The following is a 16,316-nucleotide window of genomic DNA, read 5'->3' as shown; positions in this document are numbered from 1 at the left end:
AAAAGCGAGGGTTGAATAAGTAATGCCGGATAGTCTAATGACTGCCCGGCATTGGAAGGGAGAAGCAAGCTACTAACTTATCTCGCTATTTTAGCAACTCAATGATCATGGTTGCCAGAATCAGCATAAAGGCGCCACCGATACGAGATGAAATTTGAGCAAAAGGCATTAGCTCCATACGTTTACTTGCAGCTAGCACTGCTACGTCACCAGTACCACCCATATTAGCCATACATAAACCCGCGGTGATAGAAGCTTCGATAGGGTTGAAGCCCATTAAACGACCAATCACCGCTGTACCAACAACTGCACCTAGAACCGTGGCAAATACCATAAGAAAGTAAACAAGGCTTAGTGAGTCGATGATTTGGTTAAGGTCGGTATAAGCCACACCAATGCCCACAAGCAGTGCTGGTGTTAGGTTATCAACCACAAACTTGTACCAGCCGTGGGCTGCACGCTCTAAATCACGTGGCATAAAGCCTGCTACTTTTACCAATGCGACAAAGATGATCATTAGCGCGTAGGTATGCATGCTGATCAGGCTGCTAAGCATTGAGCCAACAAAATACATAGTGATAGCAAGTAATGCACCGATGCCCAGCACATTAATTGAGATAGGAAGTTCTTCTTTTTCTTCGACACTCTCTTCAGATTTGCCGCGCATTAGCTGGCCATTACCTGTAAGTGATGGGAAGAATTTACCGACTTTATCGAGCAAACCAGCCATCACAATGGCAATGGCGTTACCGATAGCAAGTGCTGGCACCATTTTCGAGAGTAGTACTTCTGTCGACATACCTGTGTTACCAGACATGATTTCAACCAAAGGTACTGCGCCGGCACCCATGCCACCACCCATGATAGGTAGTGCGATAAGCATGACAGAATCCATAAATCCGTTGCCTAGTGCTGCGCCAACAATACCTGCGAATAAAAACGCACAAGCGGCACCACCAAGAATAACAGGGATATATTTAAGGGCCGCTTTTTTGAGCAACGTGGTATCCATGCCCAAAATAGAGCCTGTAACAAGGCTTGCGATGAAGAAAGAAAGGAACCCGCCATCTTTAACAAATGTGGTTATCGTGTCGGCCGTTTCATGTGGGATTAAGCCGCTGTGGAAAATGTATGAAGAACCAAAAATAATGACAATGGCACCGCCACCGAAGAACTGGTTGACGATAGGGGTTTTGTTCCCAGCTACATTTAAGATATAGCCAACGACTGCCATAACGCCGATCGCGCCGATAATACCCGACGGCATTGTGTTCTGTATCATCGCCAGTAGGATCACTGCTGCAGACAAGGCGAAGATGATATTCATCATACGCTTGTCGCTTTGGGTCATGGTGTTATTGGAAAACATGATTCACCTGATTTATATGTTGTTGTGGTTTGGGCGTAGTCTAACAACATGTGTACAGGGGAAAATTGAGTCATCTGTTTATGTAACTATCTAGTGCTTTTGTAACTTTTGTAAGTGAGGAAAGTTATTTAACTATACGTAAGGTAATAAAAAGCCGCTCAATGGGAGTGAGCGGCTGATTAGAATGAGCTAAAACGTATGAAGAGTCTGGTGCGTTTTAGACGCTGTCGGCTTTATAGCCAGGAGCAAGCAAGGCACTGGTTACTTGATATAGTGCTTGTGGGTTTGCCAGAGCAAGTTGATAGCCGACATATTCATTAAGGCAGCCATCACTGCTACAATCCACTTCCCATTTCCGTAATAAATAACCTGCAAGCGCTGCCCGCACTTCAATCATAATCACGCCATTTTTCATTTCATAATCGAGTTCTATTGCTTCAGGATTATCGAGCTTGGGGTGGGGGATTAACTCAAGCTCAATATACTTTTGCCATTGACGATCTGATTCTAATTGCTCGTGATCTTCCGGTGTTGCATCTTCAATGATTCTTGCGTCAGTCACTCGGTTGCAGACGACATCCATGAACTGGTTATTTTTCCGGTCATATGAACGTATATGCCAGCGGTTTCCAGAATCAACCAGACTGTGTGGCGCAATAATACGCTTACCTTTGCCACTTGAGGTGGAGATGTAGTCAACCTCAATCAATTTATTGCGGTAAATCGCTTCACAGAACACTGCCATGATTAGTGTTTTTGGCACGGTTAACGAATCAGGTGATTCGCAGTTAATCGGGAAGCTTTGAAGCCCAGAAAACCCATCACCATAGCCAAGTGAAATCGTAGCTAATGTTTTCTTCATATCAAGAAGAAATAATGGCGTGAAGTCAGGTTGCTTGAAGTATTTTTTTGAGCGCATATCTAACTTCAAGTTTTCAGGCATTAGCTCTTTATACAGCGCAAAATCACGCGTGGTAGCTGCATGACCAACAGCGAACCGATCAATTAAGTCTTTCCGTGTTAACTCTCCCAGAAAGTACAAAGCAAAGTCGATAAAGGCCAAACGTTCTTTCTGTGCAGAGCCAATGGCATCTAATTTTTGTTTTATCCCTGCTGTTAAGGCAGGAACATGATCGTCGTGGTGTAGAGTCATGGTTATTTATCCAGTATATCTAATGCGTACTAATATATACCGAAAATCAGTAGATGCAAGAAAATCGGTTATAGGCGCATCTAACAAATAGTGAACAAACACATGATTATATTGATGTGAGTAAGTGATTTAACGCTAGTGCTAAATCAATAACTTTGCATTATATGCCGTAAATATCAGTTAAAAGTCATGAACGTGTCGTAAAGTGACCTTGATTAACACGTGATCGAACGTGATGATTGCTTCTATATGAAATCTTAAAAGCATTGTCATTGGTTTGTGTATTTATACAGTGCTGATTAAATTAACAGATTTACGTAATCAAAAAGAGTAGATATTATTCACCTACTGTTTATGAGTACATTAACTTTCATTTATGATTCCAGTTCTTCGTGGTGTATAACCAAGTTTACAAAAAGGCGGTTTAGGGCAAAAAAAGCAGAAATGGACTGTCGAGTGGGTCGGGAAGATAAAATTTTACTAGTGAAATTTTGCGTCAGATATGCAAAATATAGCTTCTATTAATACTTCGATACATAAATAAAGTTTTGTATGCGAAGGTTGTAGGGCAAGCAAGATAATGGGCAGGAGCATACCAGTGGTGATGAATAACAATCAGTTAGAACAAGCATTTATTGCTCTCTCTCAAGGCACTGTGTGCCTCGATTCACATTTAAGCCAAGGTGTGATGGTGTATATCGAAAGCTTGTTGATCAGCAATGACGTCGATAGAGAGCGTTATCTAGCCGTCGATGATTTACATTGCCAGTTCCCATTTGTTCGCATGAGCTCAATCATGCCAATAGATTTTTTTGGTGCAAATACTAACCCCAATAATCAGAAACCATGCCGCGATCAGGGCTTCAAGCCTATTAAGCTAAGGGTATGTACCGTTAGTTACGATGAGTACAACAAACCTGTGCATAGCTGGCATACGGTCGCAACATTTAAAGCTGAACATGTTATCGACGCTATTCATGAACTGATTGCCCTATTAAGTGATCCTACCTATTTTAAGTTCTGCTCAGAGTGCCGCGAAGTTAGGCCTGTCGGCTACCTCGACCAAGACATGATTTGTGATTGCTGTACCAATGAGTTATTGGGGGCGGCTTAGCCACCTAAATGAGTGATAAAGTCATCACGGTTATGAATTTATCACAATAAGTACAGCTAGTTACTGAGCATAACACTGAATTTTTGCCGTATAATGTGGCTTATCCATACAATGATGAAACGCTATGCTATGAGCCAAAATATTCAATTTTATAATGATAATGTACAGCGGTTGGCTGATAGCTATCTTTCTGTTTCTTTTGAAACTGTTCATTCTTGTTGGAAGCCTTACTGGCCTTCTGTAAATGTTGGTGATCAATCTTGCCAAGTACTTGATGTTGGTGCGGGGACTGGGCGTGATGCAAAATGGTTTACCGACCAAGGTTGCGAGGTTTATGCGATTGAGCCAGCAGTAGCCTTACGTGAAATAGGTAAAAACTACGCTCCAAATGCCACTTGGCTTGATGACACACTTCCTGAGTTGAAGAAAGTGGTTAGCCTTGGCATCCGTTTTGATCTTATTCTTGTGTCTGCCGTGTGGATGCATATTGCCCCCTCTGAACGTAAACGAGCCTTCCGCAAACTTGCCAATTTGTTATCACCGAACGGGAAATTAGTGATTTCTTTGCGACATGGTCGCTTTGATGATGGCCGTAGTGCACATGGCGTATCGGTTGAAGAATTTGAACAGCTAGCGAAAGATCATGCGCTCCATACTTGCCACAAAACTGACATTGATATCGATGCCTTAGGGCGAGATGACGTACAGTGGCAGACAGTTGTAATGAATTTGCCTGATGATGGTACTGGCGATTTAACCAAAGTACGGCACATCATCGTCAATGATGCAAAGGCGGCAACATATAAGTTAGCGTTGTTACGGACACTACTCCGTATTGCTGATGCTCACCCTGGCGCTGTGTTGGATCGGAGTGATGGTAAAGTTACTTTACCTCAGGGGTTGGTAGCCTTGTACTGGATTCGTCAGTTTAAACGTCTARTTGATATTGAAGTCGGTGGAATTAAGGGTATTCAGCAGAGTAGTAATACCAGTAAAGGCTTGGGTTTTGTAAAAGAGGATGGTTGGCATAAATTAAGTCACCTTTCCGCGGATGATCTTGCTATTGGAACTTTTTATCGAGGTGATGATGCAAAGGCATTACAAAAAACGATTAAAGATACGCTGACAACAGTGAAGCAAGGGCCAGTAACCTTTATTTATCAAGGAAGCAAAGAGAACAAGTTATTTGAAATGCTTCCACCGTCAAAACGTCGAACAAATTCTAGCTCATTCTTTATCGATTGTGAGTTTCTCGCAAGCTTTGGCACTTTTGTTTTAGATGAAAGTTTATGGGAATGTTTACGCCTATACAGCAGTTGGATTGAACCTCTGGTTGTCAATCAATGGGTTTTAGAAATGCAGCGTTTTGAAACAAATAGGCAGCGTAATATCGGTTTACAAACTTATCACGATTGTTTGATTTGGGTTGATAAAGAGCATGATACCCGTGAGGTTCGGAAGAAAGTAGAGGCTTTGCGTCAGTGCGGCAGTGAGATCCACAGTGTATGGAGCGGAACAAAGCTTCGTGATCAATACCACGTTGATCACTGTCTTCCTTTTGCTTATTGGCCGAATAACGACCGCTGGAACTTAATGCCAACGTCTGCGAAAGAGAACCTAAATAAAAGAGACCGACTTCCTAAGTCTAAGCGACTAGATGCATCGAGAGAGCGAATTATTAATTGGTGGCATCTTGCTTGGAAAACTGAGCAAGAACAAACCCGGTTCTTCGATGAAGCAGTACTTTCATTACCTAATTTACCACCGCAATGCCGTAATTTTGATGATGTATTTGAAGCTATGGGCTTGCAGGTAAAAGGCGTTAAAAGTCGTTTATTAGTGGGTGAGTGGTGATAGACCAAAGGTAATTTCCTGCAGAACAGAAATCCTCTTGAAATATTAAAAAGCACAACATGAAAATGTTGTGCTTTTTATTTGAACACCAAATTACATCCCTTCTAAGTATATCGCGTTGATAAAATAACCAAACACCTTTAATTTATTCTAATTTATTGATAAGTAAAACTTTAGTGCTAGACTCGCTCCCGAATTAAAAGCAAGTAATTGCAATTAAATAAGTTGCATTTAAAAAGGAGCGTTATGCATTGTTCTAAGTGCGAGTCTGCACGTTTTCTCTCTGACTCATATTGTCCTGATTGTGGGCATTACCATGAAGCACCGATGCTGATTAAAGCTTGTAAGGATATAGTGCCAGATTTCGGTAATATCAATAATGACTTACCAGAGGTCGAGGTATTTACTGGGGTTGTTAAAAACACATTGCGATATAAGCGGGTTGTTGTCGATAAAGAGAATAACCGAGAATATGGCTATTGGTGGGTTACGCTAGATAATGGTGAAACGACCCGTGAAATTAGTTTGCAGTCAGAATCTGAATTAGAAGATAGCCTTAATAAAGGGGATATCGTTACTATCTATTGTCCAACATTTCGAGTACTGACTTATCAGGTGCAGAATGGTTTGGAAGACACCATCACCAATGATGACTTTGCTAGCGCTGTTGTGAAGCATGGAATGGATGGCCAGCAATCTTCGCTTCGTCGTATTTATGAGCCTGATGGCTTGGAAACGGGTTATATCCTTAAAACATCATTCATTATCGGTTTGTTTATACTAGCCGCTGGCGGATATGGGCTATTACACTTGAGGATGCTGTTTAGTGCTGAAGCGTATGCGATTGCAGGTGTGGTGCTCTGGGGAGGAATCTCTTACTTACGCATGCGAAAAGACCAAGCGCGGTTTAATAAGCAAGATGAATATTATCAGATGATACGGCGTTACCTTACATTGATTAGAGAAACCACTATCTATCAACTAGAGGGGACTCAAATCAAGCGGCCTCGTTTGGTTGATGATAGTCTTTGTGGCAAATGTGAAGCCAGAATCGATAACCAAACTCAGTATTGCTGCCATTGTGGGCACGAGCAAGTGTCGGTTACGTTGAGTATTGATACTCAACGTTGTGAGGGAGAGTTAAGCGACACGGGCGACGGTTTGATTATTATTGAACACGGTGAAGGGCTGGTAGCTCCTCAAAGAAAGTCACTTAAGTCACAGTTACTCGAGCAAATAGCACCTGTTATAGAGCAAGTTGAATCAGACTATACCCATGAATTTGCGGTTGGTAGCTCTCTTACTGGGAATATGGTATCTGATGTTATTTTGGGTACGGTGATCCACCGTGATCTATCCTCTAATATTAATAGTTGGCGTACAGAAAATGTACAAAAAACAACCTATACCAATCGATATGGTCGCTCGCGAACTGAAACAAAAGTATTAAGCCGTAAGGACCATCGTCGTTCAAACCTAAATGGTTATGTTGTGATACAAACTATTGATGGGGATGAGGTCGCCTACAATCCAGGGAGTAATCAGCTGAGTAATACCGATGTGGGGGACCATGTTGTGGTGGCTCGCAGTCTGTTGAAATTAGATAGAGCAGGTGAGCATGACTACCAGCAATTTTACTACAACTTAAGTAAGAACCTTTATTGGGATAAAGAGTGTATTTCAAGCTTCAGCTTGGGTGGCATGACAGGGTGGGTCGTGAGCCTATTATTGATTGCAACAGTGGTGGCTTTTTTCTTTGAACCTGTACTTGCGGTTATTTCAGGAACGGTTACTAGTTTCATCGTGTTTGCTGCACATTCGGCACAAAAGAAAAATAGAGCGGCACGTTTAACGTTTGCAGAGTCGTTCGCTAGTAAACTGAATCTGGTACACCAGCACGGGAAAAACTGGGTAAAAATGCTCGGTTAAATACTGCCTTTTATTTTAACTTACCTTGTCAGCTCTTAAACGTGAGTTTAAATGAAGCGTACAAAATCCCCAGCCTAAAGCTGGGGATTTATGTTTTCGGTATTAGGTGGAGACGATTCATGCGTGGTTATTGCGAGGTAACACACTGTTACTATTAATTAAACCTTGTGATTGTTTTTTAGATAACATGAAATGAGAAGGAAATTGCCTCTTATGATGTTAAAACAAGGAATCGTTATGGATCTGAAGCAAGGATGTTTCAATGTTGCCCTAATCGGGCTAGCCTCGGTATTATTGTCTACCACTGCATTCGCAAGTGATTATTCGTTGGCATGTGATGGTGACTCTTCTCCACTCGCTTTAATCGGACAAAAAGAAGTGTTCTATTCTAAGGCGGCAGATTTAAACTTTCGTTCGAGAATAGACACAGGGGCTACCCGTACCTCACTTCATGCAACAAATCTTGAAATTGAAGGCTTTGCACCTGATGCCGGTGAAAATGTCGGTAAAGTGGTGAACTTCATTACTGCCAATGAACTGGGTGAAAGCGTGCATATGAGCTCGAAGATCACGCATGTTAGGCAGATCCAAAACTCCCTTGGCTCTGAACTAAGGTATAGCATTGAACTTGAACTCAGTATGTCTGGCCAAGAGCACATTGTAGAAGTAAATTTAAAAGATCGTAGTCTAATGACTGATAAGCTACTGATTGGTAGGAATGTTTTAGCGTGTAACTACCTAGTAGATGTGTCGCAACCGAGTGTCTACGGGGTATAGCAAAGGCGAGTGTCGATCTAACAATTAGCGCGCCCTAAAGTATAAAGTGAGATTTATACAGTCGTAAGCGCGCTGGTTTTTTTACTCTAATTGAGTAAGGGAGATTAGCAATCTAGCGCCATTAACTCAGTTACATCAGAGCCAGCTTCGATAATGCGGCGTTCTTGGTTTAATTTGAACCAATGTAACGGCTTATCGTTTGCGGCTTCATAAGTCATTTTGTCACCCGATACTGCTAACCAAGAACCTTCCGGTATACCAATAACAGATTGGTGTGGGTTAACAATTAAGAATTCTTCAATGCGTTCGTCGCGGGTTTCGCCCATGTGGCCTTCGATGGTGGCATCGACGTAATGCGCATTAATTTGGAAAGGCACAAAACTTAACGATGGGGTAATAGCTGAGCTGACAATACACATGTCATTGGTGGTACGAATTGTTGGTGCACCAATAACTGTGCCAGCACTCCAACCAATATAAGGCATACCAAGTTTAGTCACGGCATGTTGGATAGGGCCGATTAGGCCAAGATCATGCAGTGTTTTGTTTAGTACCCAAGTGTTACCACCGCTTACGACAATAGCATCGGCTTCACGAATGGCTTGTACTGGATCTGCTGCATTGTGTAATCCAGTAACGTTAACATCTAAGTGGTTAAGACTTTCAGCGACCATAGCTGTACGGTCATCATGACTGCTACGTATCACCGCATAGGGAATCACAACAACGTTTTTAACTTGCTTACGGTTAAATACTTCGGTAATCGCAGGTAATGCAAATTCCATCACTTTGGTGTTGCCTGCAACCTTACCGTTGCTCAATAGTAAGAGATCCATCTTAAATTCTCTGTCTTTATTAAAGAGCGTTAATAGTAAAGCAACTTACAGCTTAATATATTGAGGTGTAGCACAAAAATACCTCTTGAAAGAGAGGCTAAGAAGCCATTCTATTTTGACGTTCAAAAGTGGCTTCTAATTGTAATTGCGCGACTTCAAGCTGTTTTAATAGGCTAGAGACATCATGAAGATCGCCGGTAGAAACCGCTTTACGAATTTTAGCGTGGTAGCTTCTAACACGCTGGATACATTTACGTTGTAAGAATATGCTTCTTAAGCTTGCTGCTTGATCCATAGTTTCCTCAGTATTCATTAATAAAGCCGAATTTGAATACGTTTATTAAAGCATCCAATTGTCAGAGTACTTTTAAGGAAATGTAAATTTCACATCAAATAAATTTAAATTAGATCAATTATGTATAATTTATATTGAATTGATGTTATTGAACGCATTTCATATAAACTCGCCCGTTTGGATCAATTTTGAAATTTTAGATTGCAGCGCACAGGTGTGGCCGATTTAACACCGAGGTTTAACCGAGGTATTGAGATTGAGATAGTCGAGTGATTTCAATATATATCTAATTTAATCAGTACCTTAGTGTTTTATGATATTTGTTTTTTTGTTTAGCAAAAAGATGCTCGATTTCATAATGTATACTGATGAAAGTAGATGTTTCTATATTTATTTTTATTAATGAAAGCCATAATTGGCTTCTATTCTTCTCGATTRAATTATCAGTTAGTGTATCGGCTTCTACTACTTACTGGTTGTTCCCAATGCCGTCGTCTAATGTAAAAAATCGTTGGTTAATTGCACTTGCTGCTGTTGGTATTCATATTTCTATTGGTTCTATTTATGCGTGGAGTGTCTTTTCAAATCCACTTCATGAAGCATTCGGTTGGGATTTACAGCAAATCTCCTTTACTTTCGGTATTGCTATTTTCTTCCTTGGCGCATCTGCAGCGGTGATGGGGCATGTGGTTGAGAAAAAAGGCCCGCGATTTACAGGTACTATCGCAGCATTGTTCTTTGGTGCTGGCGTTGCTGGTGCGGGTATTGCAACCAGCATGGAAAGTTTGTACCTACTGTATTTTAGCTACGGTGTATTAGGCGGTATTGGTTTAGGTATGGGCTACGTTACACCAGTATCTACCTTGATAAAGTGGTTCCCAGATCGCCGTGGTTTAGCAACGGGTCTGGCAATTATGGGTTTTGGTTTTGCATCGATGATTGCAAGCCCTGTTATTCAAGCATTAATTAGCAGTGTGGGTATTTCGGCTACTTTTTACATTATGGGCGGTACGTATTTTATCGTTATGTTGGCCGCTTCTTCTTATTTAGAAAAGCCACCTGTTGATTGGGTGCCAGAGAGCATGCAAGTAACCGAAAATGGTAAGCAACAAGTTAAGCCAACAGGTGATTTAAGTCAGCAGAACGCGAATGATGCCGTTAAAACGCCGCAATTCTGGGGCTTGTGGGTGATGATTTTTATCAACATTACTTGTGGCATAGCAATTATTTCTGCTGCATCTCCAATGGCACAAGAAATTGCTGGATTAACTGCAATGGAAGCCGCGACAATGGTAGGCATCATGGGCTTGCTAAATGGTCTTGGTCGTCTATTTTGGTCGTCTGCGTCTGATTACTTAACTCGACCAAATACTTTCATTATCTTCTTTGTTGCCCAAATTGGTGCATTTATGCTGCTTCCTTCATTGTCGCATGCACTGATGTTCCAAGTGGTCGTCTTCTTCATCATGACATGCTACGGCGGTGGCTTTTCGACACTACCGGCCTATATTGGTGACTTGTTTGGTACGAAGCAACTTGGGGCGATTCACGGTTATGTATTAACAGCATGGGCATTAGCTGGCTTAACGGGCTCATCTCTGGCTGCATATGTACGAGGCTTAACAGGCAGCTATACGATGACGATGTATATCTTTGTTGGTATTTTGTCTGTGGCGCTAGTCATTTCGCTAGCAATGAAACTGTATGTAGCAAAGACTCAGCGAGCAATGAGTAAAGAAGCGCCGCTGAAAATGGCAACCTCATAGTTGTTAGGATAACAGTGTCATAAGTTGTTATTCGTTACTACCAATTTATCTACCGACTGATTATGAAATACAATAGTGTTGAATAGTCAGTCGGTATTGTTGTCTTTGTATGATTGATCTGTGCTCAGAAAGGCAAATAACTTGTTCTAACGCATGGTTCATCTAAAATCAGATAGATATAAAATACTCATTAATTTTTTACCGTGTGTGACCTTAATGAAATCAGTAATTAGTGCAATTTATGAAGCCAAGCTGGCTGAACTAAAAGAACAAGTAGTCACATTAAATAAACCTGTGCGTTTAACTATTGTGACGGTGGGGGATGATCCGGCAAGTAAGGTTTATGTTCGCAATAAAGTTCGTTTGTTTGATGAGCTTGGCCTTGAATGTAATCACCTTACGCTTGATGAAGCTGTCACTAAACAAGATGATTTAGATACGCTTGCTGAGCAAACCGATCATCCTATTTTGTTCCAACTCCCATTACCTAACGGGTTGGTTGCTCCCGATTTACCTGCCGCAATTGATGTCGATGGTTTTGGCTCTGAAACCTTAGGCCAATTAGTGCTTGGTCAAAATTCAATTCTTCCATGTACCGTACAAGCCACGATCGATATCATTTCGTCTCAGTGTGGTGAATCAAACTTTGCTGGGTTAAAGGTTGCGGTTGTTGGCCGTAGCAATATTGTCGGTAAGCCGTTAGCGATAGAGCTCATTAACCGTCAGAGTACTGTTGCAAGTTTTAATAGCCGTTCAGATTTAGGTGCAGTTAACTGGCAGCAATTTGATGTAATTGTTGTTGCGACAGGCGCACATGGCATTTTAGATAACAGTCAATTTATTGAAGGCCAATTGATCATTGATGTGGGTATTAACCGTGTTGATGGTAAATTGGTTGGCGATATAAAACACCATGATGACATCTTATCACTTGCGGCAATTACACCTGTTCCGGGTGGTGTAGGGCGTTTGACGTGTCTTCATGTACTGGGTAATGCAATAAAGCTGGTTGGATGATCGGTTGAGTAAACGTTTGTTTATGTAGCTCGTTCATATAAACGAGCCTGAATTGGAAACAGAAGAGGTTACTTCTTACTGCGACACACATATGAGTGTTCAGTAAGAAGTAACCTCTTTTGCTTTGGCAAGCAGTCTGAGAAAGAGGTGTTACACTTGATAATACCGATAGGCAGCATGCCAGAGGCTATGTCAAGATGAATACCCTACATCATACTTCTTACCTGTTTTTGCTTTTATATCGAAATATTATACGGATAATCGTGTTAACCCTATTGATGGGGCAAACATTAACTTCGCTATGCTATGCCGAGAAACCAACGCTAAATGTTGCGGTTTCAACCGATATGCCACCTTATGTAACGGACAGCGCAACACAAGGTTTTCAAATAGATGTTGTTACTAATGCGCTTGATGAGTATTCAATAAATTTCTTACAGATGCCTTTTGCTCAATTACAGACAGCCGTTCAACAAGGGAAGGCTGATGTTGCAATGAGCGTATTAGTTGATGATAGCGATGTCTTTTATTCTAATCACTATATAACATTCGCGAATTTTGCTATCAGTAAAAAGTCAGATAATGCACAGATAGAATCTGTTGGCGATTTAAAAGACCATCGAGTACTTACTTGGCAGAATGCCTATTTAGATTTAGGTGCTGATTTTGAAAAGCTGTTTTCATTAGATTCACCGCAACGCAAAAATTATATTGAGTTTGCAGATCAGGCAGATCAAGTTAAGCAGTTTTGGTTAGATACTGGCAGTATTGCTGTTATCGACCGTAGTATATTTAATTTTTTCAGTAAAGAATTAGGCAAATCGATGGATGAGGTGGTGCTTCATTCGTTGTTCCCACCAGTTACCCACTTTAAGGCCAGTTTTAAAAATCAGGAAGTAAGAGACAACTTTAACTATCAGTTAGATAGGATGTGCCGGGATGGTCGCTATAATGCGCTCTTAGATCGGTATGGTATCGCTCTTCAGGCGACGATTTGTGATATAGGTGAAGATGTAAACGTTGAATAAAACCGTTGAACAAATTGGGTCATAGTGGCGTTGCGTGAGAAAAACGTAACAATAAAGCAGGCTATTGGCCTGCTTTATCTGTCTGGATGCTATTGAGCGGGCTTTAATAACTGGCCAAGGTAGCGAACAACGTGTGCGGCATCTTGTGCGGCACTGTTCACTTTAGCAATAATGGCTTGGGCACGTTCATCGTCATCTTTGAATGCCAGTTTTACTTTTTCGTTCATGGCTTCGGCATTTTCAAGCTTTTGTTTACAGTCTTCAAATAGTGCTGATAAAAACTGCATTTCAACATCACCGCCTTTGGTGAACATATCGGCCGCAATTTTATAAACGGTGTGAAACTTTGTCGCCATATCTTTCTTATCGCTTTGGCTTTCTTTCGCCCAATCTTCAGCCCAGCTTTTAAAAATAATCGCGATTTGTGGGTTCGGGATAATGTTCACTTGTTGCATTGGCGGTATGTCCTTTGACGTCGTTTTACGTATTTTAACGAGGATGAATAGTAATAGAGCTGTGATGAGTCATAAAGCTTTATTCATTTCCCCTTCGTCATTTGGTGAAAAAACGCACAGGGAGGAAGAGCGGAGAGGGAGATAAATACAGAAGCTTGAGAGCGGTAAGAGATATTGCTGGTGCATAATGGCTGCGACGATGTTTACTTCACTCGCATAAGGCGATGACGTACACCGTCAATATGGAAAACTAACACTTGCGATGTTTTCATCTGTTCGACTTTAGCTTGCATGTCAGAAGTGTATTGTCTTCTTTTCATCCATTGTAGCGGCTCCTGGAAGCTATCTTCATTTATGACAAATGATTCGTCCTGTAGGACACTGCTATGAATATTGATTACCCAAACACGGCTTTTGAAATCCATGACTTCAATCGCTGCTGATTTAAAGCGTTGCCACAGAGTAGGGGTATCTTTGTTCATTTCTGGGTTTCCCATTGTTATCGATGAACGTGACAAGGTTTTTAATCATACCTATTTTCATTAAAAAAGGGCCTATAAAAATAGGCCCTTTTTTTATCATTACTCGCTTAGCGAATTACATTGCACGTTCGAACGTAACAACTTCATAGCTTAGCGGTTTGATAACAGGCATTTCTTGTGCGATGTAGTCGATAACCGCTTGTGCATCGGTATTACAGCGTGTGTTATCGGCTTTACAATTTGGCGCTTGGCCTTCGTAGTTCACAAGGTATCGACCATTTTGCTCTTCAATATTTTTAACGTTGAAGGCAGTTAGTTGACCGTCTACGTAAGCAAGGTCAACACGGCCAGTGCTCTTTTGCTGGGCAGTGAACAGCGGAGTCCAGCCATCGTTACCTGTTGCGTTGTAGTTGTTAACAGCAACGTTGTAAGTCTTGTTGTCTTGCAGCGGGGTCCAGATTGGGTTTTCAGCTGTACCTGTCATTACTTCTACGTAATCTAGCTTACCAGCTTGGTTTGGCGTCGTTTCAGTGTATTGGAAACGAATGTAGCCACCGTACGGGAACTTACCTGCATGTGAGCCTTCAGGTAGCGTTGCTGAAACAGTACCGTCAATTAGTTCTTTAATGACTTTGCCTTGTACAGGTACAACAGACATGAAGTTGGCGAATGGAAGCATTTCTAAAGAAACGTTACCTTCGCGGTATTCACCAGCTTCAATGTTGGTGCGAATGCCGCCTGCACCAATCAGTGAGAAGTCAACTTTCATACCAGTCACTTCAACAACTTCTGGAGAGTTAGCCCAGTAGTATTGACCTGCTGCAATGATAGCGGCAACATCTGAACCGTGCTTATCAGTACCGCGATCACCTGGACGACGCTCATGGATAACTTCTACAGGTACTTGAGCAATCACTTTACCGTAAGCTTCATCAACGGCTGGCTTGTACTTGGTGTCGATAAGGTTGCGCATTGTTGCTTCTTCATCGGTGATGATGATGTTTTCTTCACCTTCGATAAAGTTAACGACTGCGGCGTTTTCTTCTACGCTAAATTTGCTTTCAGCTTCACGCAATGGCGAGTGGAAATACTCGTCATTGGTTAGTAGGGTGTTTAAACCTGCACATGAGGTCACATTACCATTACCGTCAAAGCTTACTTCAAGTTGTCCGATTGCTTGTGAATATTCACCGGCCTGAACAACACAAGTTTGGCTGTTGCCATTCGGGTTAGTTACCATCTGTGCATAGGTGCCAGAGTGGTCATGACCAATGTTAGTGAAGTCACCTAGCAGTGTATGAGAGTGTCCACCAACGATAAGGTCGATACCGTTAACTTTTGATGCAATATCTACATCAACCGCGTTACCGATATGCGTTAGAGCGATGATATTGTTAATGCCTTTGGCCTTGAACATATCAACAGTTGCTTGCGCAGATTCAACCATATCGAAGAACTGCACGTCACCCGTATTTGGTGAAAGGTTCGGCATATCATCTAATGCAATGCCGAATACCGCGACAATATCTTTACCCGTAGGCAAGTTATTGATGTCTTCGATAACGGTTTTTTGGTTGCCGTCAAAAGCGAAAAGCGTGTAAGGCTTTAAGTTTGTCTGATCTTTTAAGTCAGCATCTTCACTTGTGTCGATATTTGCAGCAAGAACTGGGAAGTTGATGTCACTTATGAACTGGTTCAACTTGGTATTGTTCAAGTCGAACTCGTGGTTACCAAGCGCCATTGCATCAATGCCCATACGGCTTAATAGCTCGGCATTCATTGCACCTTCATTTAGTTTGAAGTATGCGCTACCTTGCCAAGCATCCCCACCGTGCAAGAATAGGAAACTGTTGTCTTGATCTTCCGCGGCTTTTTTATATTCTTCAGCCATTGTTTGTAGGCGTGGGAAGCCACCAAATTCGTTATACACAACGGTTTCATTTGCTTTGAAGCTAGATTTAACAGGATCAAAGTTAGAGTGCGTATCGTTGATGTGGGCAACGGTTAAAGAAAAAGACTCATTTGACTGTGATGGTGTCAGTGAGCAGCCAGCAAGTGCCAATGTAATGGACACTGCAATAAGAGGCTTTGAAAACTTCATTCAACTACCTTTTCAAAGTTATTTACATATGGACGATATAAAGGTGCTAATTGAGCACCTAGAGTGAAAAAGTCCGGAAAATTCGAGACTTGCGCACTATATCTGAGTTGAAAAATGCGAGCAATTGCAAAAAAGTTAAA

General features: G+C 41.6%; 14 protein-coding genes. 7 read left to right on the top strand and 7 right to left on the bottom strand.

Features of this window, described 5'->3' with window-relative positions:
• Window positions 1–85: 85 nt before the first annotated feature.
• Both L4D78_RS10645 and L4D78_RS10640 read right to left on the bottom strand, forming a co-directional pair.
• Window positions 86–1,369, bottom strand: a complete 1,284-nt coding sequence (locus L4D78_RS10645; RefSeq protein WP_428466895.1) for a 2-hydroxycarboxylate transporter family protein — start codon at window positions 1,367–1,369, stop codon at window positions 86–88.
• A gap of 217 nt (window positions 1,370–1,586) precedes the next feature.
• Window positions 1,587–2,522, bottom strand: coding sequence for a WYL domain-containing protein (locus L4D78_RS10640; RefSeq protein ID WP_428466894.1), 936 nt, complete (start codon window positions 2,520–2,522; stop codon window positions 1,587–1,589).
• Between the two features lie 598 nt (window positions 2,523–3,120).
• Here L4D78_RS10640 and L4D78_RS10635 point away from each other — a divergent pair.
• From L4D78_RS10635 to L4D78_RS10620, 4 genes are all read left to right on the top strand, one after another.
• Window positions 3,121–3,636: a hypothetical protein gene (locus L4D78_RS10635; protein WP_428466893.1), complete on the top strand. Its 516-nt coding sequence runs from the start codon at window positions 3,121–3,123 to the stop codon at window positions 3,634–3,636.
• A gap of 129 nt (window positions 3,637–3,765) precedes the next feature.
• Window positions 3,766–5,490 carry a class I SAM-dependent methyltransferase gene (locus L4D78_RS10630; RefSeq protein ID WP_428466892.1) on the top strand — a complete coding sequence of 575 codons (1,725 nt, stop codon included), beginning with the start codon at window positions 3,766–3,768 and terminating at the stop codon, window positions 5,488–5,490.
• A gap of 246 nt (window positions 5,491–5,736) precedes the next feature.
• Window positions 5,737–7,419 carry a hypothetical protein gene (locus tag L4D78_RS10625; RefSeq protein ID WP_428466891.1) on the top strand — a complete coding sequence of 561 codons (1,683 nt, stop codon included), beginning with the start codon at window positions 5,737–5,739 and terminating at the stop codon, window positions 7,417–7,419.
• 237 nt (window positions 7,420–7,656) lie between these two features.
• On the top strand, window positions 7,657–8,196 hold the full coding sequence (locus L4D78_RS10620) for a putative ATP-dependent zinc protease (protein WP_428466890.1): 540 nt from the start codon (window positions 7,657–7,659) through the stop codon (window positions 8,194–8,196).
• Window positions 8,197–8,300: 104 nt separating this feature from the next.
• On the opposite strand, the gene pepE is transcribed toward L4D78_RS10620, so the two are convergent.
• Window positions 8,301–9,032 (bottom strand): dipeptidase PepE, encoded by a 732-nt coding sequence (pepE, locus tag L4D78_RS10615; RefSeq protein ID WP_428466889.1) that lies wholly within the window; start codon window positions 9,030–9,032, stop codon window positions 8,301–8,303.
• A 97-nt stretch (window positions 9,033–9,129) separates the two neighbouring features.
• Entirely contained in the window at window positions 9,130–9,327 is a 198-nt protein-coding gene (locus L4D78_RS10610) for a hypothetical protein (RefSeq protein WP_428466888.1), read from the bottom strand.
• Window positions 9,328–9,812: 485 nt separating this feature from the next.
• On the opposite strand from L4D78_RS10610, the gene L4D78_RS10605 reads away from it, so the two are divergent.
• From L4D78_RS10605 to L4D78_RS10595, 3 genes are all read left to right on the top strand, one after another.
• Window positions 9,813–11,093 carry an L-lactate MFS transporter gene (locus tag L4D78_RS10605; protein WP_428466887.1) on the top strand — a complete coding sequence of 427 codons (1,281 nt, stop codon included), beginning with the start codon at window positions 9,813–9,815 and terminating at the stop codon, window positions 11,091–11,093.
• A gap of 216 nt (window positions 11,094–11,309) precedes the next feature.
• Window positions 11,310–12,110, top strand: a complete 801-nt coding sequence (locus tag L4D78_RS10600; protein WP_428466886.1) for a tetrahydrofolate dehydrogenase/cyclohydrolase catalytic domain-containing protein — start codon at window positions 11,310–11,312, stop codon at window positions 12,108–12,110.
• A 263-nt stretch (window positions 12,111–12,373) separates the two neighbouring features.
• Entirely contained in the window at window positions 12,374–13,138 is a 765-nt protein-coding gene (locus tag L4D78_RS10595) for a substrate-binding periplasmic protein (RefSeq protein ID WP_428466885.1), read from the top strand.
• 89 nt (window positions 13,139–13,227) lie between these two features.
• Here the strand turns inward: L4D78_RS10595 and L4D78_RS10590 are convergent, their stop codons facing one another.
• From L4D78_RS10590 to L4D78_RS10580, 3 genes are all read right to left on the bottom strand, one after another.
• Window positions 13,228–13,593 (bottom strand): hypothetical protein, encoded by a 366-nt coding sequence (locus L4D78_RS10590; protein WP_428466884.1) that lies wholly within the window; start codon window positions 13,591–13,593, stop codon window positions 13,228–13,230.
• A gap of 203 nt (window positions 13,594–13,796) precedes the next feature.
• Window positions 13,797–14,075, bottom strand: coding sequence for a hypothetical protein (locus L4D78_RS10585; protein ID WP_428466883.1), 279 nt, complete (start codon window positions 14,073–14,075; stop codon window positions 13,797–13,799).
• 115 nt (window positions 14,076–14,190) lie between these two features.
• Window positions 14,191–16,176 carry a bifunctional metallophosphatase/5'-nucleotidase gene (locus L4D78_RS10580; protein WP_428466882.1) on the bottom strand — a complete coding sequence of 662 codons (1,986 nt, stop codon included), beginning with the start codon at window positions 16,174–16,176 and terminating at the stop codon, window positions 14,191–14,193.
• Window positions 16,177–16,316 lie beyond the last annotated feature (140 nt).

The sequence above is a fragment of the Photobacterium minamisatsumaniensis genome (genome assembly GCF_050336695.1).
GTDB lineage: Bacteria > Pseudomonadota > Gammaproteobacteria > Enterobacterales > Vibrionaceae > Photobacterium > Photobacterium minamisatsumaniensis.
This window is presented reverse-complemented; position numbering and strand designations above follow the sequence as displayed.

Bases quoted from the DNA above. Each gene is read 5' to 3' on its own strand.
- L4D78_RS10645 (WP_428466895.1), bottom strand. From the start codon at position 1,369: ATGTTTTCCAATAACACCATGACCCAAAGCGACAAGCGTATGATGAAT.
- L4D78_RS10640 (WP_428466894.1), bottom strand. From the start codon at position 2,522: ATGACTCTACACCACGACGATCATGTTCCTGCCTTAACAGCAGGGATA.
- L4D78_RS10625 (WP_428466891.1), top strand. From the start codon at position 5,737: ATGCATTGTTCTAAGTGCGAGTCTGCACGTTTTCTCTCTGACTCATAT.
- L4D78_RS10620 (WP_428466890.1), top strand. From the start codon at position 7,657: ATGGATCTGAAGCAAGGATGTTTCAATGTTGCCCTAATCGGGCTAGCC.
- pepE (WP_428466889.1), bottom strand. From the start codon at position 9,032: ATGGATCTCTTACTATTGAGCAACGGTAAGGTTGCAGGCAACACCAAA.
- L4D78_RS10610 (WP_428466888.1), bottom strand. From the start codon at position 9,327: ATGGATCAAGCAGCAAGCTTAAGAAGCATATTCTTACAACGTAAATGT.
- L4D78_RS10605 (WP_428466887.1), top strand. From the start codon at position 9,813: ATGCCGTCGTCTAATGTAAAAAATCGTTGGTTAATTGCACTTGCTGCT.
- L4D78_RS10600 (WP_428466886.1), top strand. From the start codon at position 11,310: ATGAAATCAGTAATTAGTGCAATTTATGAAGCCAAGCTGGCTGAACTA.
- L4D78_RS10590 (WP_428466884.1), bottom strand. From the start codon at position 13,593: ATGCAACAAGTGAACATTATCCCGAACCCACAAATCGCGATTATTTTT.
- L4D78_RS10585 (WP_428466883.1), bottom strand. From the start codon at position 14,075: ATGAACAAAGATACCCCTACTCTGTGGCAACGCTTTAAATCAGCAGCG.
- L4D78_RS10580 (WP_428466882.1), bottom strand. From the start codon at position 16,176: ATGAAGTTTTCAAAGCCTCTTATTGCAGTGTCCATTACATTGGCACTT.